The organism is Streptomyces sp. NPDC050147 (assembly GCF_040660195.1).
Lineage (GTDB): Bacteria > Actinomycetota > Actinomycetes > Streptomycetales > Streptomycetaceae > Streptomyces.
Window position 1 is genome coordinate 1 of the sequence record NZ_JBFALJ010000054.1, and the last position, 15,089, is coordinate 15,089.

18 protein-coding genes and 3 pseudogenes are annotated in these 15,089 nt (G+C 68.1%); 9 read left to right on the forward strand and 12 right to left on the reverse strand.

Annotated elements, in window-relative coordinates:
• Positions 1-661, reverse strand: a 661-nt coding sequence (recA, locus tag AB0I94_RS41550) for a recombinase RecA (protein ID WP_363315019.1), incomplete at its 3' end; no start/stop codon positions are given.
• Positions 662-1,234: 573 nt separating this feature from the next.
• Here recA and AB0I94_RS41555 point away from each other — a divergent pair.
• The 4 genes from AB0I94_RS41555 (at position 1,235) to AB0I94_RS41570 (ending at position 3,345) form a co-directional block, all read left to right on the forward strand.
• Positions 1,235-1,369 carry an alanine racemase C-terminal domain-containing protein gene (locus AB0I94_RS41555; RefSeq protein ID WP_363315020.1) on the forward strand — a complete coding sequence of 45 codons (135 nt, stop codon included), beginning with the start codon at positions 1,235-1,237 and terminating at the stop codon, positions 1,367-1,369.
• Positions 1,370-1,409: 40 nt separating this feature from the next.
• Positions 1,410-1,631: an alanine racemase C-terminal domain-containing protein gene (locus tag AB0I94_RS41560; RefSeq protein WP_363315034.1), complete on the forward strand. Its 222-nt coding sequence runs from the start codon at positions 1,410-1,412 to the stop codon at positions 1,629-1,631.
• A gap of 848 nt (positions 1,632-2,479) precedes the next feature.
• A complete protein-coding gene (locus AB0I94_RS41565; protein ID WP_363315021.1) occupies positions 2,480-3,103 on the forward strand; it encodes a hypothetical protein in 624 nt (207 codons plus the stop codon).
• Positions 3,104-3,186: 83 nt separating this feature from the next.
• Entirely contained in the window at positions 3,187-3,345 is a 159-nt protein-coding gene (locus tag AB0I94_RS41570; protein WP_363315022.1) for a hypothetical protein, read from the forward strand.
• A 365-nt stretch (positions 3,346-3,710) separates the two neighbouring features.
• On the opposite strand, the gene AB0I94_RS41575 is transcribed toward AB0I94_RS41570, so the two are convergent.
• Positions 3,711-4,277 (reverse strand): TetR/AcrR family transcriptional regulator, encoded by a 567-nt coding sequence (locus tag AB0I94_RS41575; RefSeq protein WP_363315023.1) that lies wholly within the window; start codon positions 4,275-4,277, stop codon positions 3,711-3,713.
• A gap of 101 nt (positions 4,278-4,378) precedes the next feature.
• Between AB0I94_RS41575 and AB0I94_RS41580 the strand changes: the two genes are divergently transcribed.
• Together AB0I94_RS41580 and AB0I94_RS41585 are read left to right on the forward strand one after the other, a co-directional pair.
• Positions 4,379-4,825 (forward strand): DUF6463 family protein, encoded by a 447-nt coding sequence (locus AB0I94_RS41580; protein ID WP_363315024.1) that lies wholly within the window; start codon positions 4,379-4,381, stop codon positions 4,823-4,825.
• 83 nt (positions 4,826-4,908) lie between these two features.
• The gene (locus AB0I94_RS41585) at positions 4,909-5,298 is read left to right on the forward strand and encodes a DUF3995 domain-containing protein (protein WP_363315025.1); all 390 of its coding nucleotides are present in this window, start codon (positions 4,909-4,911) and stop codon (positions 5,296-5,298) included.
• Positions 5,299-5,523: 225 nt separating this feature from the next.
• Here AB0I94_RS41585 and AB0I94_RS41590 read toward each other — a convergent pair whose 3' ends face one another.
• Entirely contained in the window at positions 5,524-6,081 is a 558-nt protein-coding gene (locus AB0I94_RS41590) for a TetR/AcrR family transcriptional regulator (protein WP_363315026.1), read from the reverse strand.
• 96 nt (positions 6,082-6,177) lie between these two features.
• On the opposite strand from AB0I94_RS41590, the gene AB0I94_RS41595 reads away from it, so the two are divergent.
• On the forward strand, positions 6,178-6,786 hold the full coding sequence (locus tag AB0I94_RS41595; RefSeq protein WP_363315027.1) for a DUF2867 domain-containing protein: 609 nt from the start codon (positions 6,178-6,180) through the stop codon (positions 6,784-6,786).
• Positions 6,787-6,920: 134 nt separating this feature from the next.
• A pseudogene (locus AB0I94_RS41600) lies at positions 6,921-7,019 on the forward strand (IS481 family transposase); the annotation flags it as partial.
• Positions 7,020-7,112: 93 nt separating this feature from the next.
• On the opposite strand, the pseudogene AB0I94_RS41605 reads toward AB0I94_RS41600, so the two are convergent.
• Both AB0I94_RS41605 and AB0I94_RS41610 read right to left on the reverse strand, forming a co-directional pair.
• Positions 7,113-7,518, reverse strand: a pseudogene (locus tag AB0I94_RS41605) (SRPBCC domain-containing protein).
• On the reverse strand, positions 7,430-8,110 hold the full coding sequence (locus AB0I94_RS41610) for a hypothetical protein (protein WP_363315036.1): 681 nt from the start codon (positions 8,108-8,110) through the stop codon (positions 7,430-7,432). Before AB0I94_RS41610 ends, AB0I94_RS41605 begins: the two are co-directional and overlap by 89 nt.
• 70 nt (positions 8,111-8,180) lie before the next feature.
• On the opposite strand from AB0I94_RS41610, the gene AB0I94_RS41615 reads away from it, so the two are divergent.
• On the forward strand, positions 8,181-8,792 hold the full coding sequence (locus AB0I94_RS41615) for a TetR/AcrR family transcriptional regulator (protein WP_363315028.1): 612 nt from the start codon (positions 8,181-8,183) through the stop codon (positions 8,790-8,792).
• Positions 8,793-9,183: 391 nt separating this feature from the next.
• Here the strand turns inward: AB0I94_RS41615 and AB0I94_RS41620 are convergent, their stop codons facing one another.
• From AB0I94_RS41620 to AB0I94_RS41650, 7 genes and pseudogenes are all read right to left on the reverse strand, one after another.
• Positions 9,184-9,891 (reverse strand): nitroreductase, encoded by a 708-nt coding sequence (locus tag AB0I94_RS41620; protein ID WP_363315029.1) that lies wholly within the window; start codon positions 9,889-9,891, stop codon positions 9,184-9,186.
• 87 nt (positions 9,892-9,978) lie between these two features.
• Positions 9,979-10,713 (reverse strand): NAD(P)-binding domain-containing protein, encoded by a 735-nt coding sequence (locus tag AB0I94_RS41625; RefSeq protein WP_363315030.1) that lies wholly within the window; start codon positions 10,711-10,713, stop codon positions 9,979-9,981.
• Positions 10,714-10,848: 135 nt separating this feature from the next.
• The gene (locus tag AB0I94_RS41630) at positions 10,849-11,445 is read right to left on the reverse strand and encodes a helix-turn-helix domain-containing protein (protein ID WP_363315031.1); all 597 of its coding nucleotides are present in this window, start codon (positions 11,443-11,445) and stop codon (positions 10,849-10,851) included.
• Positions 11,446-11,711: 266 nt separating this feature from the next.
• Positions 11,712-12,482 (reverse strand): methyltransferase domain-containing protein, encoded by a 771-nt coding sequence (locus tag AB0I94_RS41635; RefSeq protein ID WP_363315032.1) that lies wholly within the window; start codon positions 12,480-12,482, stop codon positions 11,712-11,714.
• 230 nt (positions 12,483-12,712) lie between these two features.
• Positions 12,713-13,246, reverse strand: a complete 534-nt coding sequence (locus AB0I94_RS41640; protein WP_363315033.1) for a hypothetical protein — start codon at positions 13,244-13,246, stop codon at positions 12,713-12,715.
• A gap of 248 nt (positions 13,247-13,494) precedes the next feature.
• Positions 13,495-14,718 (reverse strand): MFS transporter, encoded by a 1,224-nt coding sequence (locus AB0I94_RS41645; protein ID WP_363315035.1) that lies wholly within the window; start codon positions 14,716-14,718, stop codon positions 13,495-13,497.
• 20 nt (positions 14,719-14,738) lie between these two features.
• A pseudogene (locus tag AB0I94_RS41650) lies at positions 14,739-14,903 on the reverse strand (flavoprotein); the annotation flags it as partial.
• Between the last annotated feature and the right edge of the window lie 186 nt (positions 14,904-15,089).

Genomic DNA, 15,089 nt, shown 5'->3' on the forward strand with positions numbered 1-15,089 from the left:
CCGAGGCGTAGAACTTCAGCGCACGGCCACCGGTCGTGGTCTCCGGCGAGCCGAACATCACGCCGATCTTCTCGCGGAGCTGGTTGATGAAGATCACGGTCGTCTTCGTCTGGCTGAGCGCGCTGGTGATCTTACGGAGGGCCTGGCTCATCAGACGGGCCTGCAGACCCATGTGGGAGTCGCCCATCTCGCCCTCGATCTCGGCGCGTGGCACCAGGGCCGCGACGGAGTCGACCACGATCAAGTCGATGGCGCCGGAGCGGATCAGGATGTCGACGATCTCCAGTGCCTGCTCGCCGTTGTCCGGCTGGGACAGGATGAGGTTGTCGGTGTCGACGCCGAGCTTTTTGGCGTACTCCGGGTCCAGAGCGTGCTCGGCGTCGATGAACGCCACCGAGCCGCCGGCTTTCTGCGCGTTCGCTACCGCGTGCAATGTCAGCGTCGTCTTGCCGGAGGACTCCGGCCCGTACACCTCCACCACACGGCCGCGGGGCATACCACCGACGCCGAGCGCCACGTCCAGCGCGGTCGATCCGGTGGGGATCACCTCGATGGGCTCGTTGGCCCGCTCGCCGAGGCGCATGACCGCGCCCTTGCCGAACTTTCGCTCGATCTGTGCGAGCGCGGTGTCCAGCGCCTTTTCGTGGTCGGTTCCTGCCATGAGCTTCACCCGGTCCGATGGTGTGGCACGCCGCACGTCGGAGAACGTGAGCGTCTACTGCCGACAACGGACGTCTCGGACATTCCAGTAAACGAACATCCGATCGATTTACGTGTCTAGTGAAAGGTACCGCACCGTGGGGGAGCGGGACGGCTCACGTACCGGACCGCTCCGGACGCAGGCGCCGCCGCCCGTTTCCCGTACGGTGCGGTTGGTGCGGTTGGTGCGGTTGGTGCGGCTGATGCGGTGGTCCGTGCCCGGGCTGCGGGGTCGGTGGTGGTGGCCGGTTTCTGGTCGCACCTGGCCATGGCCCACGCACTGGATCATCCCTCGGTCGCCGAGCAGTGCGCGCAGTTCTCGCGGGCTCTGGCGCTCACGGTCGGACGTGGGTATCCAGGGCGCGGTTCGCCATCTGGCGGCCTCGGCGGCGAACGCCGCCTTGCCCGATAGCCGGCTCGACGCCGTCCGGACGGGCTCGGCTCCCTACGGTCTGTCCTCTTCACACCTGCGGTTCGCCCCGCCGCACTGCACCACACGCGGCGCGCTGACGTTCCGGTCACGTCTGCGTGGGTCATGCAGCTTCCCGCGGGCAGTGCTGTGGGGTACGGCTTCACCTATTGGTCCGGGCCCAGGGCGACGCTCGGACCGGCGCCGGTGGGCTATGCCGACGGGCAGCCCTGGCGGGCGTCAAATGGCGCTGAAGTCTGAACCGCGGGGCGTCGGCGGCCTGTCGTTGGTGAGCCTCTCCATGGATCAACTGGTCATCGACCTGCATGGTGACCATCCGCCGCCCGGGAGCGACGTCACCATCTTCGGTCCCGGCACCCAGGGGGAGCCCGCACTCCGCGAGTGGGCGCAGGCCGCCGGCGCCACCCCCTACGAGCTCATCTGCCAGATCAGCCCAAGCCTCCCGCGCCACCACCCCCACCGCTGTCCGCAGTCAGTTGCTAGACCGGCCTGCGCCCGGTGACCGCCTCCCTAGATGCAGGTACGGGTGTTGGGAGGCCCGGCACAACGAGACGGTGGACAGCGACGCCGTCGGCTACACCGGTACCCCCGGCCCGCCCCAGGCAGCTGGGCCGTCTCCCCCTCTGATGAGTGCACCGCTCTCCTCCAGGGTTCCACCATCCTTCTGGCCGCCTCGGGGCGCGCTTCAGCTGTACCGCCGACCCCTCACGGAGCGCGTGCATCAGCACGGGCCCACAACTACGCCACAGCGCCGGAGGTTTGCTCAGGGAGGAGGCTTCAAGCACCCCGCGGCACGCGATAGTGACGATGACGCGCATGCGGTCAAAGGTGCGTCTACGGTGCTTACCCACGTAAGTGCGCCGGTCAACCCCCCGGGCGGGCCGGCCGGTTGGACCCGTATCCGCTGGCGACCTGCTTCCTCCATCCCGTCGTGGACGTCTCTCACCGGAAACGGCGCACCGTTGACTGTCCATGTGACCGCTGGCACCGCTGTACCCCGCACCATGGACGACGGTCTGCTGATCGCCGCGCACCGGAGGGGGCGCCGACCGTGTTGTCGTCGCCCGGCCCGGACCCGCTCCGGGCGGCCTACGCCCACCACCCGTACCGCCCGGTCGCTGTCGAGCACGCGCCGGTGGGCGCGGCCGGCCAGGTGGGCGGTGCCGCAGCAGGCGTACCAGCTCAGTGCTGATCGGATCGAGGGCCCGCCACACTTTTCCTTCGGATGCCCGCGCCACACGTAACTGACCCATACGAGTAGGCGACGGTCGCACCAGAGAGGCTCCTCGGCCCGCATGCAAATCCTGGGCTGGTCTGCGGAGTGGTGTGATCAACATAAAGTTGTGCCTTATGTCTAACCCACAGAATCAGCACAGTCCGCGTCTTGGTCGGCGACTTGGGCTGATAGCCGTCGGTGCGGCCACGGTCTGCACCGTCACCGCCTGCTACCCGTATACGGACGAGTCCTCGAAGGACGCCACCTCCAGTGCCACTCAGGCTCCCAAGAAGCTGCGGCTGGGTCAGCCGAGCCCGGAGCAGGAGATCTCCAGTTTCAAGAAGACGGCCCAGTTCGTCTTCACGCCGACGAAGGTCGTTGAGGGCAAGCCAGAGGATCTCGACGAACTCGACGAGCCCGACAAGTACGCGGGCCAGAAGGTCGTGTGGGTGTACGTCAACGCCCGTCACGTCGGAGGCGACGCGCTCAAAGAACCGCCCATGGTGATGAGCGATGTCAACGTCGAGACCGCGGCGGGTCCGGGGACGAAGTTCATCCTCCTCGGCGCCCTCAGTAGTACGCCGAAGGACTGCAACCTCCTCAACGGGGTCAAAGAAATCGGGGGCGAAGACGTCTGGAAGAAGGGCGAGGAGCGCAAGGTCTGCGACCCGTACCTCGTGCCTGAAGGAACCACGGTGAACAAGGTCACCTACTCCCAGGGGTACTACAAGGAGCCCCTCAAGTGGTCGGTGAAGTAGCACCGCTGGACGGCGCAGCTGCGGGCGGAGCGAGTCGGCAGCCTGGACCGCGCCCACTGCCACCCGCGGTTCAGCGGCTGGCGGTGCACCAAGTCGGGCCGCACGACGTCGCCGATCTGCACTCCGCGCAACCGGAGATGAGGGCGGCCGTGCGTGGACTGGTCGATACGGCAGCAGGCGGCACGCTGCTCCGGCCGCCGGGCTGGGAACAGCTCCAGACAGCCCGCATCAGCTGGCTGTAGAAGGCGGCGTATGAACCCGGCGCTGCCGCAGAACGAGGTAGCTGTGGTGGGCGACATCGGCTGCCGGGTGGTCCTCATCACGCACCTGGAGTTGACGCCGGAATTCAGCGTCAACTCACCGACGGACGTGCGGGCCGCGGCGCCTTGCAGTCGGCCGATACGCCAGGGTCGAGGGCGTGGTGATCAAGCTTTTCTCCGGGGTGGCCAGGGATAAGGGCCGTACTGCCCGACCGGCAGGAACGGCTCAACCAACTCCCTTACACCGTCGCTGCGTTCACGTCTCGCCACACGCGCGTTCCACCAGCTCGCGGCGCACCCTCAGGAGTCAGAACCCAACAACCACTGATCACGGCTGCGAAAAAGTCCTAGCTCGGAGAGTCGAGCAACCACCTCGCTGTCAGTTCGTGGACGTCGGCACGGCTGCGATCGCCGCGGTCGGCGAACATGAACTGGTCGGCGATGTACAGAGAGAAGGTGATCAGGCAGCGTGCCTCGACTTCGTCCTCGTCGGCGCAGAAGGCGCGGAACAGCGAACGCAGGTAGTCCATGTGGCGGTTGTCGACGCGCCGAAGGCGTTCGGCGACCGCCGGATCGCGCCGGCCCCAGTCGCGAATCGCCAGGTCGGTCGTGATGTCTGCGCCGATCCCGCCACCGGCGTCGACGATCGCGAACAGGTGGCGCAGACGGGCTTTCGCATCGCCGCCTTCTTTCTCGATGCGTGCTTCCACGTCGTCGGTGACCTCGCGTTCCCAGCGGTCGAGCATCTCCTCGAGCAGGGCGCGCCGGTCGGCGAAGTATCCGTAGAAGCCCCCCCTCGACACGCCGAGAGCCTTCGCCAGTGCCTCGATCTGGACGGCATCCGGGCCGCCTGCCGCAAGCGCGCGCAGCCCTTCGTCGATCCACTTGTGACGCGGGGTGCGAGCCACCGCCATGATCTGCTCCGTTCCGCTTCGACCATCGATCTAGACACCATCGTATAGATGGGTGCTAAGCTTTCATTTATACAGGGCCGTATAGATAAGGGAGGGCAGTCATGACATCCTCAAACGTCACGCGCACATCCCGTCTGAACAAGCCGAAGCTCACGCGCGCGGCCGGCTGGATCGCCGTGGGCTTCGGCGTGGTTCACCTCGTCGTGTCGCCGCTGGACAAGCGGGACGTCTGGTCGGACATCTTCGACCAGGGGCCGTGGCGGACCATCTCGCTGGACGTCACCTCCAAGAACCTGGCCTACTCCGAGGCCTTCTGGGTCGCGCCAGCCAGCTTCGGGATGCCGGTGCTGCTGCTCGGCGCTTTCGTGCTGTGGACGGCGAAGCGGGGCGAGCGGGTGCCCGCCCCGTTCGGCTGGGCCATGACCGCCTGGGGTGTGGTGCTGGTCGCCCTGCTTCCCGTCTCGCCGGCATGGGCCTTGCTGCTGGTCGGGGTGCTGCTCGTACTGGCCGCGCGTGGCCCCGGCGCGAGGGACGCCGAAGACCGTTGAGACAAGCCCGCTGAAAGCCCACTGAGTTGGAGGCGCCGGATATGGTCCGCGCTGTGGTCCCTGCGGTGTTGACGATCGTCCTCATGGCAATCGGCTTGTTGCACTTCGTCTGGGCGTTCTCCCCCTGGCCGATGAAGGATGCAATGACGTTTACCAAAACGATCGGTGGCAGCGACGATGGCGAGATGCCGCCGCGACCGAGCACCGTTCTGGTAGGTCTGGCGCTGGTCGGTGGCGCTGCGCTGACTCTCATGGTCAATGAGTCCATCCCGGCGATCGGCCCGGACTGGCTGCGGTTGGTGGGCATGTACGGCCTGACGGTGGTTCTGCTCGCCCGTGGCCTGGGTGGGTACTTCATGAATTCCGGAGCTGCCAGCGAATTCCAGCGTTTGAACACTTTCCTGTACTCGCCCTTGTGTGTGGCACTCGCCGCCCTGAGTGGAACCGTCGCGGTGGCCGCGAGCAGGCGTTAGCATCGATCTTGATGAGGGTCCGTCAGTTGGCCGGCGCCCTTTTCGTTCGTTTGTGGCTTGGATTTCCATCGAGGCCAGGGCTTCGCTTCAAGGTGCCAGACGGCCTGCCAGGCCCCGTACACCTCGGGAATGTCCCGCCATGGACTGCCCGCGCGAAAGCATCACGCCACCCCGTTGAGCACGGGAGCAGACCGCGACCTTGACGATCAGAACTCAGAACAGGCCCTAGCTCAACAATCGGGTCCTGACCGCGGCGAGGACTTCCGCGCGGCTGCGCGGGCCATTGTCGGCGGCGATGAGATGGTCGCCGATGCGCAGCGAGAAGGTGATCAGGCAGCGGGTCTCGACGTCGCCCTCGTCGGGGCAGAAGGCCCGGTAGAGCTCGCGCAGATAGTCCATGCGGCGGTTGTCGGCCCGGCGGAGGCAGCGCGCGACTCCTTCGTCGCGCCGGGCCCAGTCCCGGATAGCGAGCTCGACCCCGGCGTCGGTCACGGGCGTCTCGCCCGACCCCACGAAATCGAAGAGACGCCCCAGCCGTTCGCGGGCATCGCCTCCGTCGCGTTCGATCCGCTGGATGACGTTCTCGGTGACCCCGCGCTCCCACGTTTCGAGCATCTCCTCCAACAAGGCGGCGCGGTTGCGGAAGTAGCCGTAGAAGCCGCCCTTGCTGACGCCGAGCGCCTGCGCGAGGACCTCGACCCTGACGGCCTCGGAGCCGCCGGCGGCGAGCGTCCGCAGGCCCTCCTCGATCCACTTGTCCCGCGGTGTACGGATCGCGCCCATGCCGTGCCTCTCCTCACATTCTCGGGCTGAGTATACGCAGCCGTATAGATGGCCCTATGCTCGATGTATACGTCACCGTATAGACAGGGGTCCGCCATGAGCGATCTGCGCCTTCCCTCGACCGACCACACCTCCCGCCCTTGGCGGATCCACGAAATCTCCGGCGACTTCCGACTCGAGGATGTGTGGGCGCTGCCAACGCCGGGCGGCCCCGACGACCTGCACCATTTGGTCCAGCAGATGGCGGACGGCAGGGACGGCCCCGACGGCGGCAACCCCGTGGGCCGCTTCCTCTTCGCAGTGCGCTGGAAGCTCGGCGCACTGCTCGGCTGGGACAAGGCGGACTCGGGCGTCGGCGGACGGGTGGCAACCCTGCGGGACCGGCTGCCGGACGACCTGCGCGAAGGGCCGCGCGGGCCCGATCTCAGCGCGGCGCCCTTCACCTCGGTTTTCCAGACACATGACGAGTGGGCCGCCGAGTACGCCAACAAGACCATGCACGGGGTGCTGCACATCGGCTGGGTCGCCGACGGGCAGGGCGGCTACCGCGGCCAGATGGCCGTGCTGGTGAAACCCAACGGCCGCCTCGGCTCGCTGTACATGGCAGGCATCAAACCCTTCCGGTACCTGGGGGTGTACCCGGCCCTCATGCGATCGATCGGCCGGGAGTGGCGAGAGAACACGGCACGCCGAACGGCACACTGACACCTCCCATCCCCGTGCGCCGGGCTCCCGCTGCCCACACTCCGGCAGGGCTAGGTCATCGGTGCGACGCCCCTGCACTCCATGGTCGACGGCTGCTCAGGCCTGGCCGACGCCGAGGCGCTGCCTGACGGACCCGACACCAAAGAACCAAGCCGCATGCGCCGCGCCACAACGGGAAAGTCGAGCCATATCAACGAATCTTGGCCCAGGAACCCCTCCACGCACGTGAGTTCACCTGCGAGGTCGAGAGAGGCGGGGCAGGCCCGTGGATCGCGCCTGCCCCGCTGTTCGTGCCCTGTGCACGGTTGGCTGGTGGGCGACAGGTCTCAGTCCTTCGACTGTTCGGCCAGGAACGCGCTCAGGCTGTCGAGGAGCATGTTGCTGCCCTGCTCAGCCATGTTGCGTTCCTCCTCGGTGTCGCATGTCTGGCGGAGGGCGATGTGTGTGGAGGGTGTCCTGTTCGTCGAATTCGACAGTCATGGCTGCGGGCAGGGGCTTTCCGGGGACATCCATGCCGATCACGAGACGGCGCCTGTCGGCAACCTCGACGTAGGAGCCGGTCAGTGCGAACTGTCCGCCGCCGGGGGTGACCATCGTGGCCTTCCACGCTCCGCCGGGACGTACATCCATCTCGACTGAGCCGTCAGCGGCCTGGGACCACTGGGCGTACTGCTCGGGCGTGGTCCAGGCCCGCCACACCGTCGCCACGGGGGCATCCAGTGTTCGAGTCAGCTCGTAGTGGAAGCCGTTGGTTGCGGTCGGCTGTGCGGTCGGAGGAGCGCAGGCAAAGCTGTTCCGGTGTGTAGCGGCGGAAGTACACCAGTGGCAGCAGGGCGTAGACGACCAAGTTGTAGAGCGCCCAGGTGACAGCCTCCGCTGCGGCGACGTGCTCATGGGTTCCGTACAGCGTGCCGACGAGGTGGAAGCCGAACGGGTGCCAGCCGAGTGAGCGGGCGAGGAAATATCCGAGCAGGAGGCCGGCGGCTCCGTATGCCAGCAACAGGAGGGTCTCGCGCAGGGCTTGGGCCCGCTCGGGGGCGCGGGCCGCGACGTCCGGGCGCGGGCGATGGCGAGTGAGCAACCAGACGAGTGCTATCAGGAGCAGGACCTCGGCGAGACCGATGTTGGCTTCCACCAAGTGGTCGGTGGTTGTTCGCCCTGTGCTCGAGGGCCAGTTGAAGGGCAACCGGTCCCTGGCGGCGGCGAGGACGAGTGCGTTGATGGCCAGCCAGCCGACGACGGCAGCCCATATGGCTCGCGAGCGTGGCAGGGGAATGCGGCGAGTGCGGCGCGTCTTCGGGCGGGTGGAGCGGGTGAGCTGCATGGGAGCCTCCGCGTTTTAAGTAGCACAACCGTGCCACAAAGAACGTAGCACGGGCGTGCTATAAAAAGGCATGCCTAAAGTGGTCGATCCCCAACTCCGGCGCAGGGAGCTGGCCGAGGCGGTCTGGCGCGTCATCCAGCGTGACGGCCTGGAGCACGCTTCGGTTCGCAACGTGGCCAGGGAAGCGGGCCTGTCGATGGGGTCGTTGCGGCACTACTTCGTGAGCCAGTCAGACCTGATGGCCTTCGCGCTACGGATGGTCGTCGACCGGATCGAGCAGCGGATCGAAGCACTGCCTCAGGATGACGATGTCCTACGGTATGCAGCGAGCGTCCTTGCGGAGCTGCTGCCTCTGGACGACCAGCGGCGGGCGGAGAACGAAGTGTGGCTGGCTTTCACGGCTCGCGCCATGACCGACCCGGAGCTGCGAGCGCTGCGCGATGAGGGGTACAACGCCCTTCGTGCGGGCTGCCGCGGCCTCGTGGCGGGGCTCGTCGGCCCCGGCCGCGACGTGGACCAGGAGACCGCCCGGCTGCACGCCTTGGTGGACGGGCTCGCCGTCCACGCGGCGATGCGGCCGGACATGGACACCCCTGAGGCCATGCACGCTGTCATTGTCGGGCACTTGGCGGAACTGCGGACCTCGCAGGCCGAACGCCCCACGATCGAACCCTGGCGGTAGTCGGTCAGGCCGGCATGGTCGGGCCATGATGACGCAGCCGACGCAGCCGACGCAGCGGCGGATACGGGCCGAAGGCCTGGTCGATGACTGGGCGCGGTTCGTTCTGTATGCCCGGCGGATCCAGCCGCCGGGGTGACCGCGTCTCAACGGTGTTGCAGCAGGGCCCGGGTGTACGGGGCGAGGCAAGGTGGCGGATGGGTCCGGGAGCGAGGCGACCAGCCGCAACAGGTTGTTCCGACTGCCCTCGCCCTCGCCCCGAAGACTCCCGTCATGCGAGACCCGGCCCGGCCCGCGAGCGCGAGATCGAGATCGAGATGAGCGTCGATCGCAGCTGTTCCGTCCGCCGGCCGAACCGACGAGTGAGCTCCCTCTGTCGGCCCCGGGGGAGCAGTTACTGCTCGTCGAGGACTCCGGGGGTGTCGTGCAGGACGACGCTCTGCTCAAGCGGGGCGCGTCCCATGTGGAAGCTGTTGGCCGGTGCGGTCACGTCAGCCGTGCCGAATGAGATGCCGAAGAGCAGCTTGAGCTCGTCGGGAACACCCAGAAACTCGCGGACGGTGTCGGCGTACATCCCAAGCATGGTCTGCGGAATGCCCCCGAGCCCCCGGGCCGTCAGCGAGAGCAGGAAGTTCTGTGCGTACATGCCGATGTCACCGGCCGCCCGTACCCCGTCGCCGAACGCGGGCATGAAGAGGAAGGCGGCGTGAGGGGCGCCGTGGAAGTCGAGGTTCTCACGGGCATGCGCGTTCCTCGCTGCCCGGTCCGAGCGCGGTATCCCCAGAGCTCCGTACACGGTCGCGGCGTGGTCGTGTGCCCGGTCGAGGTAGGTGCCCTGGCCGAAGTCGTCGTAGCTGAAGGAGAAGTCGGAGGAGACCCGCCCCTCCTCATCAGCTTTGAGCAGTTCCTTGCTCAGGGCATCGCGCGCCGCACCCGAGACGACATGCACCGTCCAGGGTTGCGTGTTGCAGTTCGACGGAGCGGCTTGGGCGTCTTCCAGTACGCCGCGGATGTCCGACGGGGACAGCGGGGTGGGGTGGAACTTCCGGACGGAGTACCGGGAGCGCACGATGTCGGTGATGGGCGAAGCAGTGGCGGGCAAAACGAGTCCTTTCGCGGGCGGCTGGTTTCGGTGATCACGGTCATGTCTCACGGGTTTGTTCCAGCGCGTGGGACAGGGCCAGGTCTGTCATGTGTGGAGTGAGCGGTTGAGCTCGACGGTCTCTGCCGGCGTGGGCGCAGAGGTGAGGGCGGCGAAGCGCTCCATCATGCGGTCCCGGTTACGTGCGGCCGCGCCCCGGTCAGCGGCGTTGAGGGCAGCTCCCAGGTCCTCAAGGTCCAGTTCAGTGCAGTAGGCCGGTGTCATCGGCTGCTGGCGCCAGGAGTCGGCCAACATGCCTGCATCGAAGGGGTCAAAGCCGCTCTCGTCCACCAGACGCATGCCCACGCGCCGCGCCTCCGGCGAGTCGGCTGCGACCGGGAGCGCAATGCGGCCCGCAGTTCCCGCGGGCACGCCCTTGGTCTGCAAGGTGCCGGCCAGGGCGGCGTTCCATGCCTTGACGATGGGCCGCCCCAACTGCTCGGCCACCCACAGGCTCTCCACCTGTCCCTTCTCCACCGCGTCGATGGGGCCGCTCAGGTGGGGGAAGTAGTTGGAGGTGTCGATGACGACGGTTTCGCCGGGCACGGAGGCGAAGAGGGCCGCCACGTCCGGGATCCGTCCGAAGGGCACGGACAGGATGATTACGTCCTTGCCCTGGACGGCGTCGGCCGCCTGCGCCGCCCTCGCCCCGTACTCCAGCGCGGCGGCGTCGATCGTTTCGGGGCCCCGGGAGTTCGCCACTTCGACATCGTGGCCGCCCGCGCTGAACTTGCGCGCGAGTGTCTGCCCGATCGACCCGGAACCGATAACAGCAATTTTCATGATTTGTCCCTCTCGAAGGAGCGCTGTCCGCCGGGGGAGGGGGACGGTGCTTTGTGATGGATGACTGCGCAGGAAGACGCTGCCGGAACGCCTGGCGGCGCTGGCGGCTGGCGGATCGGGGAAATGGCCGGTGGCCTACACCTCGTTGTCCTGTTCGCGGTATCCGCTTTCGATGAGCGTGCGCAGCCGGCTGAGTGACTCCTCATCGGTGGCGCCGGTGCCACTGATCCAGGCAGTGGAGATCGCCGCGAGGAACAGGTCGTAGCCCTTCACCGACGGGCGGGCGCGCCCTGCGAGCTGCGCGGCCCGCAGGTACTCGTCGGTGGTGGCGATGAGGTCATCGCAGGGAAGGGTGAGCGGGTTGTCCGGTTCCCGCTCACGGGCTGCGGCCATGAGCGGTTCCGGCAGCCCGCTGAAGGCACTGAAGTACTCCTCCATGGCCCGCAGCCACTGCCGCAGCATTTCGGAGGCGTCCCCGAGCTGCGAGATCTCCGCCCGACGGGCCACCAGCTCCTCGGAACGCGTCTGCAACACGGCAGCCAGCAACGCCTCCCGGGTCGGGAAGTGCCGGTACAGCGTGGCGGGACCGACACCGGCCTCCTTGGCCACCGCCTCCAGGGACGTACCCACGCCGTCCCTCAGGAAGTGGCGCTGAGCCGCCTCCAGAAGGGCCGCACGGTTGCGCTGGACATCCGCCCGGGGCCTGCGCCCCTGCTGCTCCTTGGCGCTCATACGTCCTCCTGCCTCCTACGCTCTGCGACCTCGGCAAAACGGAGGCTGACTCCGCACTAGGTCGAGGGTAAAACGGAGGCAGCATCCGGTCAAACCCGGAGGTCACTGCTCTACCGCCTGTAGCAGTGCGCTGGCCGCGAGTTCCGGCCGTTGCGCCGTGCTCGCCGAGTCGGCCCGGAGCGGGGCCGATCACCTGTTCAGTCGGCTTCCGCCCGGGCCTTGGTAGGGAGCCGAGCTCGGCAATGCATGAGGAAGCCTTCTGCGGGTCAAGCCCTCTTTCCGAAGACGAGCACCTCAGTGGAGGCGACGCCCATGGGGGCCAGGAAGCTGGCCTCCAGGCTGCAGCCCAGCGTCGCGAAGAGGTCCACGCAGGTCCGGTGAGGCATGGCGGCTGGATAGGAGTCGTGCCCCTCACCGCCCTGCGTCGCCCAGGCGCGCACCGTGGCCGGGTCCAGGCAAGCCTCTGTCATCACGTCGAAGACGATCCGGCCACCGGGGCGCGTCACACGGGCCATCTCGAAGAAGTAGCGGGAGGCACCGAGGAAGGGCAGGGTGTTGAAGACCTTATGGGCCTGAACGAGGTCGATGCTGCCGTCGGGTGTCGGGGCGAGGCTGCATCCTGCGGTGGGTTGGGCGACCACGCTATAGGTGCCCACCAGGTAGTCGGCCCAGGGCGCTGCCGTCTCGTAGATCTCATAGCGGCTTGGTGAGCACTCCTTCAGCGTCTTCTCCAGGTACCGTCCGGACCCGGGGCCGATCTCCAGCACCGTGTCCGGGCCGGCGGCGAAGACGCCGTGAGCGCGTAGTTCGTCGATGGTGGACTGGGTGGCGCCGGGCGTCCCGTTCATCACCTCGTCGATGTAGTCACCGATGGAGAGACCGGCTGCCCGTGCGGCCCGCATCGCTGCCTCGAACGGGATGAAATCATCGACTCCGCCCCGGTTGTTGGTGCTGCGCACGATGTCGAACCCAGCGCGCCCCAAGAGCCGCTTGACACCCGATTTCAACACTGATGTTCCCCTCCCTGCTGCCCGCATCGGGCGACCGGAACGAATTGAGAGAGTCGATGAACCCGCCGTCACCGACAGGTTGGGTCGGCACGTAGTGCCGGGGCGGAGGCGGGCTTGGCCCCCCGCACAGGTGGATTGCGCAGGTGGCTTGCGCGCAGGGTGAACGAGGCGGAAACGGCAGGCACTCCGGTGTCGGGTGAGAGCACGCCGACATCGCAGGTGTGCGTGATGGCGTGGTGCGGTGGAGTGCCCGGGAGCTACGGGGCGCAGGGCTGCGCGCGGTGCAGCAGGACTACGAGTGCCTGGGGCCGCGGCAGCGCGGCGGTCGGTCTGGGCGCCCGTCGGGGTTTCGGCAGGGGCTCGTTCTTGCGGTGCAGGGTGAGGCTGATGACGTACTGCAGGTGGGTCCACCAGCGGCGTGCGGTGCCGGCTGCCGCGTATGCCAGGAGGGCGGGCAAATTGGCCGTGCGGCGCAAGAGGAGGACCAGAGCGAGACCGGCGAAGAGGTGCAACGCGGCCATGGCCGGGGGATTGTGGTGCCAGGTGGCCGGGAGCCGCAGGTGCTCGTCCAGCCGCGCTGCGGGCATACCCGTGCCGGTCAGCTCCAGCCAGCCGGGCAGAGATGCTGGCACGGCGGCGACGGCGAGGGCGCTTGCGCGGAATGCCTCGTAGCGCACGGCCGGGTAGGCGCATGCGGCGAGGACCGCTGCCGCGGTGAGCAGGGCGGGCCAGGAGACGGCGGAATCCGTCGTCGCGTGGTGCAGTGCTGCGGCGAGTGCGGTACCGGTCACGGCAAGGGCGATCGCACGGACGGCAGCGCCACTCGCGGGAGGGCGCTGAGCCGAGCGGTGGCGATGGAGTGTGCGGAATGCCGACATAGCTGGACCATCATGGCCTACGCGCGCCCAGATTTCAGTATGAATGCGGCATTCCGGCGGCCAGGGTGGGGAGTTGTGATGTCGGCCTCCGGTGCCGGTCTCGCCGTGAGTTGCCGTCGACCTCGGTTCGGGAACTTGCGGTTGTATGCGGGCACTTGGGGTTACAGAGGGCCGCCGCCGTGGCTGCGGGATCCAGCAGCCAAGGCGCACGCGAGTACCGAAGTGCCGGCCAGGACGGTGAAGAGTGCGGGATATCCGCCGAGTTCTGCTGCGAGCGCTGCTCCGGCGAAGGGTGCCAGCGCACCGGCCACTGTGACGGGCGCTGCCAGTAGGCCGGAGAGGCGGCCGTAGTGGGTGGCGCCCCAGCGGTCGGTGACCGCGGTGGCCTGGAGGAGGGTGAGGTTGCCGCGCACCATGCCGGCGAGGACCGCCAGGACCACGAGGAGCGGGACAGGCCCCGGAACGAAGCCGAGAGCCGCCGTGGTGGCGCCGCCCAGGGCGATGAGGGTGACCGTGCGGGTGGTGACTCCCGTGCGGCGGGCGAGAGTTGCGTACAGGGTGCGGCCCAGGGTCTGGCCTGCTCCGCCCAGGCCCAGTGCCCACGCCGCGGTGGAGGGGCTGGCGCCTCGTTCGGTCAGGAGGGGTACGAGCGCGATGACGACCGCGTAGATCGCGAAGCCGTTGAGGGTGAGGGCCGCGGTCAGGAGCAGGAAGGGGCGGCTGCGGATGATCGATGTGCTGGACGCGGCCTCCCGGTCGAGGCGTGGTGCCGGTGTCGGCGGCCAGGGGGCCCGCAGCACGAGGGCGTGAGCCGGGATGGTGACCGCGGCGAGGATCAGCGCCAGGAGGGCGTACGTCGTGCGCCAGTCGAAGTGGGCGTCGAGCGCCGCGGTGAGTGGGGCGAAGACGGTGGAGGCCAGGCCGCCGGCGAGGGTGACGACGGTCAGGGCGCGGATTCGCTGCTCGCCCCACCAGCGGGTGAGGGCGGCGAACGCGGGCTGGTAGAAGGTGGTGGCCATCGCGATCCCGGCAAGCAGCCAGGCGGTGGTGAACGTGGCGAGGTTGGGGGCGTAGGCGAGCGCGAGGACCGCGGCGACGGCCAGGACCGATCCGCCCGTCATCACCGCGCGCGGGCCCCGCCGGTCCAGGACGCGCCCCACGGGTATGCCGACCAGGGCGGAGACCAGCAGGGCTCCGGAGAACGCGGCGGTCGTGGAGGTTGTGGACCAGCCGGTGTCTGCCGTAATGCGGGAGTTGAGCACCGGGAAGGCGTAGTAGACGACTCCCCAGCTGGTGATCTGGGTGGCGCACAGCGCGGGCAGGACGGCGCGCGGCCGCGACCGTTCCGGAACCACTGCTCCGGTGCCGGCCGCGGCCGCGTTCATGTCGGCGTTCGTCACGTCGGTCAGCGGCCGCCCTGCGTGGCGGCCGGGGGCCCGATGCCGATCTCGACGGCGGCCGGGGCGGCACAGCAGCCGCCGCCCTCGGGCGGGGTGGCTTCCGGCTCGTCGAAGAGGCCCGCGCCGCCGCAGACCCCGGCTACCGGCAGGGACAGTTCCACGCGCCGCGCCGGCACATCGTCATGCACTCCGTACTCACCCTGAGATAGCCCAAGTCGTGGAGTCGAAGCGGTAGGAGGATGCGCCGGCCGAACTGCCATCGGTTACTGACCTTGTTGGCGTGATGTCGCGAGGGCTGACAAGTCTTGGTTTTCGCAGTAGGCCGGTCATATGAGGTATCCGCAAGGGGGTGGGCT

What these genes read in the sequence shown, in the direction of transcription:
- AB0I94_RS41555 (WP_363315020.1), top strand. Translation starts at nt 1,235, where the DNA reads ATGCAGCTTCCCGCGGGCAGTGCTGTGGGGTACGGCTTCACCTATTGG.
- AB0I94_RS41560 (WP_363315034.1), top strand. Translation starts at nt 1,410, where the DNA reads ATGGATCAACTGGTCATCGACCTGCATGGTGACCATCCGCCGCCCGGG.
- AB0I94_RS41565 (WP_363315021.1), top strand. Translation starts at nt 2,480, where the DNA reads ATGTCTAACCCACAGAATCAGCACAGTCCGCGTCTTGGTCGGCGACTT.
- AB0I94_RS41575 (WP_363315023.1), bottom strand. Translation starts at nt 4,277, where the DNA reads ATGGCGGTGGCTCGCACCCCGCGTCACAAGTGGATCGACGAAGGGCTG.
- AB0I94_RS41580 (WP_363315024.1), top strand. Translation starts at nt 4,379, where the DNA reads ATGACATCCTCAAACGTCACGCGCACATCCCGTCTGAACAAGCCGAAG.
- AB0I94_RS41585 (WP_363315025.1), top strand. Translation starts at nt 4,909, where the DNA reads ATGGCAATCGGCTTGTTGCACTTCGTCTGGGCGTTCTCCCCCTGGCCG.
- AB0I94_RS41590 (WP_363315026.1), bottom strand. Translation starts at nt 6,081, where the DNA reads ATGGGCGCGATCCGTACACCGCGGGACAAGTGGATCGAGGAGGGCCTG.
- AB0I94_RS41595 (WP_363315027.1), top strand. Translation starts at nt 6,178, where the DNA reads ATGAGCGATCTGCGCCTTCCCTCGACCGACCACACCTCCCGCCCTTGG.
- AB0I94_RS41610 (WP_363315036.1), bottom strand. Translation starts at nt 8,110, where the DNA reads ATGCAGCTCACCCGCTCCACCCGCCCGAAGACGCGCCGCACTCGCCGC.
- AB0I94_RS41615 (WP_363315028.1), top strand. Translation starts at nt 8,181, where the DNA reads ATGCCTAAAGTGGTCGATCCCCAACTCCGGCGCAGGGAGCTGGCCGAG.
- AB0I94_RS41625 (WP_363315030.1), bottom strand. Translation starts at nt 10,713, where the DNA reads ATGAAAATTGCTGTTATCGGTTCCGGGTCGATCGGGCAGACACTCGCG.
- AB0I94_RS41630 (WP_363315031.1), bottom strand. Translation starts at nt 11,445, where the DNA reads ATGAGCGCCAAGGAGCAGCAGGGGCGCAGGCCCCGGGCGGATGTCCAG.
- AB0I94_RS41635 (WP_363315032.1), bottom strand. Translation starts at nt 12,482, where the DNA reads ATGCGGGCAGCAGGGAGGGGAACATCAGTGTTGAAATCGGGTGTCAAG.
- AB0I94_RS41645 (WP_363315035.1), bottom strand. Translation starts at nt 14,718, where the DNA reads ATGAACGCGGCCGCGGCCGGCACCGGAGCAGTGGTTCCGGAACGGTCG.